The sequence below is a fragment of the Streptomyces prasinopilosus genome, from assembly GCF_001419695.1.
In the GTDB taxonomy this organism is placed as follows: domain Bacteria; phylum Actinomycetota; class Actinomycetes; order Streptomycetales; family Streptomycetaceae; genus Streptomyces; species Streptomyces prasinopilosus.
Genome location: NZ_LIRG01000626.1, coordinates 1 through 6,582, shown reverse-complemented (window position 1 = coordinate 6,582; position 6,582 = coordinate 1). Strand labels below are relative to the sequence as shown.

Sequence of the window (6,582 nt, the reverse complement as noted above, 5' to 3'; positions counted from 1 at the left end):
TCGTACGCCCAGCAACGCCTCTGGTTCCTGGAGGAGTTCGCGCCGGGCAGCGGCGAGTACACCACCGCCCTCGCCCTGCGCCTGCGCGGCCGGCTCGACGTACCCGCCCTCGCCGCGGCCCTGCGCGCCCTGGTCGAGCGGCACGAGGCCCTGCGCACCACCTTCGACACGGTGGACGGCCACGGCGTGCAGCACGTCCACCCGGCAGCGGACGTGCCGCTGCCGCTGCACGACCTGTCGGCGACCGCGGAGCCCGAACGGGCGGCCCGGCTGCAGGAGGTGCTGGAGGCCGAGCGCGCCCGCACGTTCGACCTGCGGCGCGGCCCGCTGCTGCACGCGGGGCTGGTCAGGCTCTCGGACGAGGAGCACGTCCTGACGCTGACCCTGCACCACATCGTCACCGACGGCTGGTCCACCGGAGTGCTCACCGGCGACCTCGCCCACTTCTACCGCACCGGACTCGGCGCGCGGGAGGGCGAGCTGCCGCCGCTGCCGGTGCAGTACGCCGACTACGCCCACTGGCAGCGCGGCAGCGGCACGGACGAGCACCTCGCGTACTGGAAGGAGCACCTGGCCGGCGCGGAGACGCTGGACCTGCCCACCGACCGGCCGCGCCCGCCGGTGCGCACCCACGACGGCGCCGCCGTGCGCCTGGTCCTGCCGCGCGGCACGACCCGCCGCCTCGTCCAGACGGGCCGGGACCGGCAGTCCACCCTGTTCACCACCCTGGTCGCCGCCGCGCAGGCCTACCTGGCCCGGCTGACCGGCGGCCGGGACATCACCGTCGGCACGGTCACCTCCGGCCGCGACCGCCCCGAGACCCAGCATCTCGTCGGCTTCTTCGTCAACACCCTCGTCCTGCGCTCCCGCGTCGAACCCGACCGCCCCTTCCCCGAGTTCCTCGCCGAGGTGCGCGGGACCGTCCTGGACGCCTTCGCCCACCAGGAGGCTCCGTTCGAACGGGTGGTGGACGAGGTGCAGCCGGTCCGCGACACCAGCCGCACCCCCCTGTTCCAGGTCATGGTGGTGCTGCAGAACGCCCCGGCGGCCCACCTGGACCTGCCCGGCGTCGAGGTCACCGACGTGGACACGGACCTGCGGCACGCGGCGTTCGACCTCACCCTGGAGTTCGCCGAGACCCCCGCCGGGGAACTGCACGGCCTGCTCACCTACAACACCGACCTGTTCGACCGGGCCACCGCCGAACGGATGGCCGACCAGCTCGGCACGCTCCTGACCGCCGTCGCCGACGACCCCGAACGGCCGCTGGGCACCCTGCCGCTGGCCACCGACGAGACCCTCAAGGCCGTCCTCGACCAGGGGCGCCCCACCGCCCGCCCGGTACCGGCGGCGACACTGCCGGAACTGTTCGAACGGCAGGCCGCCCGCACGCCCGACGCCGTGGCTCTGTCCGACGCCGACGGCCGCGAGCTGACCTACGCGCAGGTCGAACGCGCCGCCAACCGGCTGGCGCACCGGCTCATCGCCCGAGGGGTGGGACCCGAGCGGGTCGTGGCGCTGGCCCTGCCCCGCGGCGCGGAGACGGTGGTGGCCCAGCTCGCCGTCGCCAAGGCCGGCGGCGCCTTCCTGCCCGTCGACCCGGACTACCCCGAGCAGCGGCGGGAGTTCATGCTGCGCGACGCGGACGCCCGGCTCGTCCTGGACGACCCCGCCGCCGTACGGGACGCGGACGGACCGGACACCGCGCCCACCGACGCCGACCGCACGGCCCCGCTGACCGCCGGTCACCCGGCCTACGTGATCTACACGTCCGGCTCCACCGGCACGCCCAAGGGGGTGGCGGTGACGCACAACGGCCTGGCCGCCTTCGCCGCGGCCGCCGCCGACCGCTACGACGCGGGCCCCGGCGACCGGGTCCTGCAGTTCGCCTCGCCCAGCTTCGACGCCTCCGTGCTGGAGCTGTGCACGTCCCTGCTCACCGGAGCCACCCTCGTCACCGGCGAGGAGGGCCCGCTCGTCGGCGAGCGGCTCGCCCAGGTCCTCGCCGAGCGGCGCGTCAGCCACACCCTGATCCCGCCCGCCGCCCTGGCCACGGTCGACCCCCAGACCGCCGGGACCCTGCCGCACCTGCGCACCCTCATCGTCGGCGCCGAGGCGTGCCCGGCCCACCTCGTCGAACGGTGGGCCCCCGGCCGGAACATGATCAACTCGTATGGGCCGACCGAGGCCACCGTCGTCGCCACCTGGACCGGCCCCCTCGCCCCCGGCACGGGCGTCCCCCCGATCGGCCGCCCGGCCGGCGCCACCCGCGTCCACGTCCTCGACGCCGCCCTGCGCCCCGTCCCGACCGGCGTCACCGGTGACCTCTACGTCGCCGGACCCGGACTGGCCCGCGGCTACCTGAACCGGCCCGGGCTGACCGCCTCGCGGTTCGTCGCCGACCCGTTCGGCGCGCTGGGGGAGCGGCTGTACCGCACCGGCGACCTGGCCCGCTGGGACGCGTCCGGGAACCTGTGCTTCGCCGGACGCGCCGACGACCAGGTCAAGCTGCGCGGCTTCCGCATCGAGCCCGGGGAGATCGAGAGCGCGCTGCGCCGCAGCCCGCGGGTGCGCGACGCGGTGGTCACCGTCCGCGGCGGCGCCACCGGCCCGGACGGCCGCTCCGGCGGACGGCTCGTGGCCTACGTCGTGCCCGCCGACGGCACCGCGGAGCACCTGCCGGTGCCGGAGCTGCGCGACCACCTCGCCGGGCTGCTCCCGCCGCACATGGTGCCCTCGGCGTTCGTGCCGCTGGACCGCCTGCCGCTCACCCCCAACGGCAAGACCGACCGCGGCGCCCTGCCCGAACCCGGCCCCGCGCACTCCGCCACCGGGCCGCACACGGCCCCGCGCACCGACACCGAACGCCGCATCGCCCGCATCTGGGCCGACGTCCTCGGCGTGGCGGACGTCGGCGCGCACGACAACTTCTTCCACCTCGGCGGCGACTCGATCCTCAGCATGCAGGTCGTCTCCCGGCTGCGGCGGGACGGACTGCACCTGGCCACCCGCGACCTGTTCACCCACCAGACGGTCGCCGAACTGGCCGGTGTGGTCACCGGCGCGCCCCGGCACTCCGGCGACGGCCCGGTGAGCGGGGACGTGCCGCTCACCCCCATCCAGGAGTGGTTCCTGACCGGCCCGCGCGCCGACCACGCCCACTTCAACCAGTCGCTGCTGCTGGAACTCGCCGGCCACCCGGACCCCGCCGCCCTGGAAACGGCCCTCAACGCCCTGCTGGACCACCACGACGCCCTGCGCATGCGCTTCACCCGGGACGAGGACGGCTGGCACCAGTTCAACCCGCCGCCGTCCGACACCGACCGCGACCGGCTCCTGCGCCACCACGACCTGCGGGGGCTGACCCCCGCCGAGGCCGACGCGGCGATGGAGAAGGCCGCCGACGAGCTGCACACCGGCTTCGACCTGGCGCGCGGCCCGCTGCTGCGGGCGGCCCTGTTCACCGGGGACGCGGGCCGCCCCGCCTTCCTCCTGCTGGTCGCCCACCACCTCGTCGTGGACGCCGTCTCCTGGCGCGTCCTGCGCGACGACCTGGAAGCCGCCCACCGGCAGGCCGTCCGGGGCGAGCCCGTCATGCTGGGAGAACGCACCACCTCCTTCCGCGACTGGGCCCGGGGCCTCGCCGCGCACGTCGAGTCCGGCGCCCTCGACGAGGAACTCCCTTACTGGGAGCGGGCGGTGAACGCCGAACCGCTGCCGGCCGGGACACCGGCCGGGCCGGACGCGGGCCGCGTCGACACGCTCACCGTCGTCCTGGACGAGGCGGACACCGAGGCACTGCTGCGCGCCGCGCCGACCGCCTACCGCACCCGCGTCAACGACGTGCTGCTCGCCGCCCTCGCCCTGGCCCTGGCCCGCTGGACCGGCCGCGAGGAGGTCCGCCTGGACCTGGAGGGACACGGCCGCGAGGACGTCCTCGACGACGTGGACCTCTCCCGCACGGTCGGCTGGTTCACCACCGTTCACCCCGTCGCCCTCCGGGTGCCCGAACCCGCCGGCCCCGGCCCCGGCCGGGACTGGCGGAGCCTGGTGAAGTCGGTGCGCCGCCAGCTGCGCGCGGTGCCCGGCAACGGCCTGGGCTTCGGCGCGCTGCGCACCTTCGGCCCGCCCGAGGTGCGCGAGCGGCTCGGACGGGCCGCGCACGGACAGGTCGTCTTCAACTACCTCGGCCAGTGGGACGCCCGCCCGGAAAGCCCCGGCGACGGCCTGATACGCGCCGAGCACGGCTCGTTCGGCCGGCACCACGACCCGCGCGACAGCGGCTCCCACCCGCTGGAGGTCGTCGGCGCGGTGCAGGGCGGCCGGCTGGCCTTCACCTGGCACCACCGGCCCGCCCTGCACGCCACGGACACCGTGCGACGCGTCGCGGACGACTTCGCCGAGGCCCTGCGCCACATCGCCCGCCACGCCCGGGACAACCGGTGACGCCCCGCCCCGCGGCCCGCGCCCCGCCGCCGGGCCCCTGCCACCGCCGCCCGTTTCCCGCCATCCGCCCGACCCGAGAGAGCGAGACCGACAGACATGGACGAGAACACCCGCTACCAGGTGCTGCGCAACGACGAGGAGCAGTACTCGCTGTGGCCCGTCGACGTCGAGGTGCCCGCCGGCTGGCAGCCCGTCGGCAAGGAGGGCACGGAGGCGGAGTGCTCCGCCTACGTCGACGAGGTCTGGACCGACATGCGCCCGCGCAGCCTGCGGGAGCGCATGGAGAACGCCGAGGCCTGACCCGTCCCGCACGACCACGAAGGACGGCCCGGGGTGCGTCCCGCGACCGCGGCCGCACCCCGGCCTCCGCCCCGCCCGTCCTCCAGCCCGAGGAGCTGTCATGACACCGGTCCTGCACACCGAACGACTCACGTTCCGGCCCTACCGCCCCGAGGACGAGGACCACTTCGTGGCGCTGCTGCGCGACGAGGAGGTCTGCCGCTGGATGGGCCAGGACCGGGTGCCGGAGGCCGATCTGCGCACGCTGTTCCGCGCCATCCTCACCGACGTCTACCCGCGGCGCAGGTTCGACGTGTGGGGACTGTGGCGCGAGGACGCCTACGTCGGCCACGCGGAGGTGAAGAAGACCGGCAACGTCGACGGCCACGAACTGATCACCGCTCTCGCCCCCGCGTACTGGGGCCAGGGCCTGGGCACCGAAGTGGTCCGCGGCCTGCTCCGCCACGCCGCCGACGACCTGGGCCTGAAGGAGGCCTACGGCATGGTCGGCGCCGACAACGCCGCCAGCCTGGCCATGGCCCGCCGCCTGGGATTCCGGCACGTGCGCGACGTGGTCGGCGACGACGGCACCGTGACGAAGATGGTGGTGATCTCGACCGCGGATCCCGACTGACGCCGGGGCCGGGAACCGGGCCGGCACACCGCCGTCCGTCCGGCGGCCGGGCGGGTGACCGGCCTTCACGGGGACGCCCCGGCGCCGTCACTCCCGGGGGAGGGCCACCGTCGTCGTGATCCGGGTGACGGCGGGCTCCGGCGGCGTCGAACCGAACCCGAAACGCACGGGCGGTTCGACCGGCCCCGTCACTCCGAGGTCGGTGCCCTCGAAAGCCGCCGATCCCGCACGGATCGGCAGCAGGTCCCGGGCGCCGTACCACTCGCGGCGGCCCCCGCCGGCGCTGCCGCGGGTCCGTACGCCCGACAGCAGCAGGCGGGCGAACGGATCGGTCACCGCGCTCCATGCCGGTCGGCGGGCGAGCGCGCCGGGAACGGCACGCAGCACGAGACCCAGAGGCCCCCGCCTGCCGGTGGCGAACCACAGGTCGAGCGGTCCCGCGGCGACGGACCAGGTGCGGCCCGTGACGCTCACCGCGACCGGGACGACCCGCACGGTGTCGAAGACGTAGGTGCCACCGACGAAGTCGGCCACCTCCCGCGTGGGGGCCAGCAGCAGCCTCTCCCCGTCGGCCCGTTCCAGCATCACGTCGCTGAACGCCCCGAACGGTGAACTCTGCCAGTGCCCGAGCACGATCCGCGTGCCCGAGGAAGTGCCCATGCCCGCGATCCACCCGTCGAAGCGCAGCCGCCGGCGCCGCGCGGCCGTGCCGGACAGCCGGTTCATCCGCCCGCCCCCGCCCGGAGCGCTTCTCGGGCCCCGCCCGGAGCGGGGCGCGCCGGAGGGCCGAGGACGCCGGGCGGCACACCCCGGGACGCCGGGTGGGCAAGGCTGCGGCGGTGCATGCCTGACTCCTTCCGAGAGGTGCGCCACGGGCCTGCCGGGAGGGCGTTCAAGGCCCGTCGTGAGGGCCGGTGCCTCCTCCCGAGCATCACCGGTGGCGTCGCCGACGGCCACCGGTGACGCGCGGCGCACCTCTTCCGGAGCACGCCGGACCGGCGAGCACCCCCGTCCGCGCGAGGCCGGCCACGGCAGGCCGTGCCGCTCGCCGGGTCGCCGGACCCGCCCGCGGCTTCGACGACCCCACCGGAAGCACACCGGCTCGAGGGACAGCAGACGTCTGATGTGTGTGACGTGAGGGACGTTAGAAGGGCGCTGAGGGTCCGTCAAGAGGTGTGCGGGGGCCTCCGGACAGGTGTCCTCGTCCCTCGAGCCGGTGTGCT

At 75.6% G+C, this 6,582-nt stretch carries 4 protein-coding genes; 3 read left to right on the top strand and 1 reads right to left on the bottom strand.

Going from position 1 to position 6,582, the window contains the following annotated elements:
* The 3 genes from AOK18_RS23570 to AOK18_RS23560 all read left to right on the top strand — a co-directional run.
* On the top strand, positions 1 to 4,446 hold a 4,446-nt coding region (locus AOK18_RS23570; RefSeq protein ID WP_157865150.1), incomplete at its 5' end, for a non-ribosomal peptide synthetase.
* A gap of 96 nt (positions 4,447 to 4,542) precedes the next feature.
* Entirely contained in the window at positions 4,543 to 4,746 is a 204-nt protein-coding gene (locus AOK18_RS23565; RefSeq protein ID WP_042166983.1) for an MbtH family protein, read from the top strand.
* A gap of 100 nt (positions 4,747 to 4,846) precedes the next feature.
* A complete protein-coding gene (locus tag AOK18_RS23560) occupies positions 4,847 to 5,359 on the top strand; it encodes a GNAT family N-acetyltransferase (RefSeq protein ID WP_055575178.1) in 513 nt (170 codons plus the stop codon).
* 87 nt (positions 5,360 to 5,446) lie between these two features.
* Here AOK18_RS23560 and AOK18_RS23555 read toward each other — a convergent pair whose 3' ends face one another.
* Positions 5,447 to 6,085: a hypothetical protein gene (locus AOK18_RS23555; protein WP_055695642.1), complete on the bottom strand. Its 639-nt coding sequence runs from the start codon at positions 6,083 to 6,085 to the stop codon at positions 5,447 to 5,449.
* Positions 6,086 to 6,582: the final 497 nt, after the last annotated feature.

Bases quoted from the DNA above. Each gene is read 5' to 3' on its own strand.
- AOK18_RS23555 (WP_055695642.1), bottom strand. From the start codon at position 6,085: ATGAACCGGCTGTCCGGCACGGCCGCGCGGCGCCGGCGGCTGCGCTTC.
- AOK18_RS23565 (WP_042166983.1), top strand. From the start codon at position 4,543: ATGGACGAGAACACCCGCTACCAGGTGCTGCGCAACGACGAGGAGCAG.
- AOK18_RS23560 (WP_055575178.1), top strand. From the start codon at position 4,847: ATGACACCGGTCCTGCACACCGAACGACTCACGTTCCGGCCCTACCGC.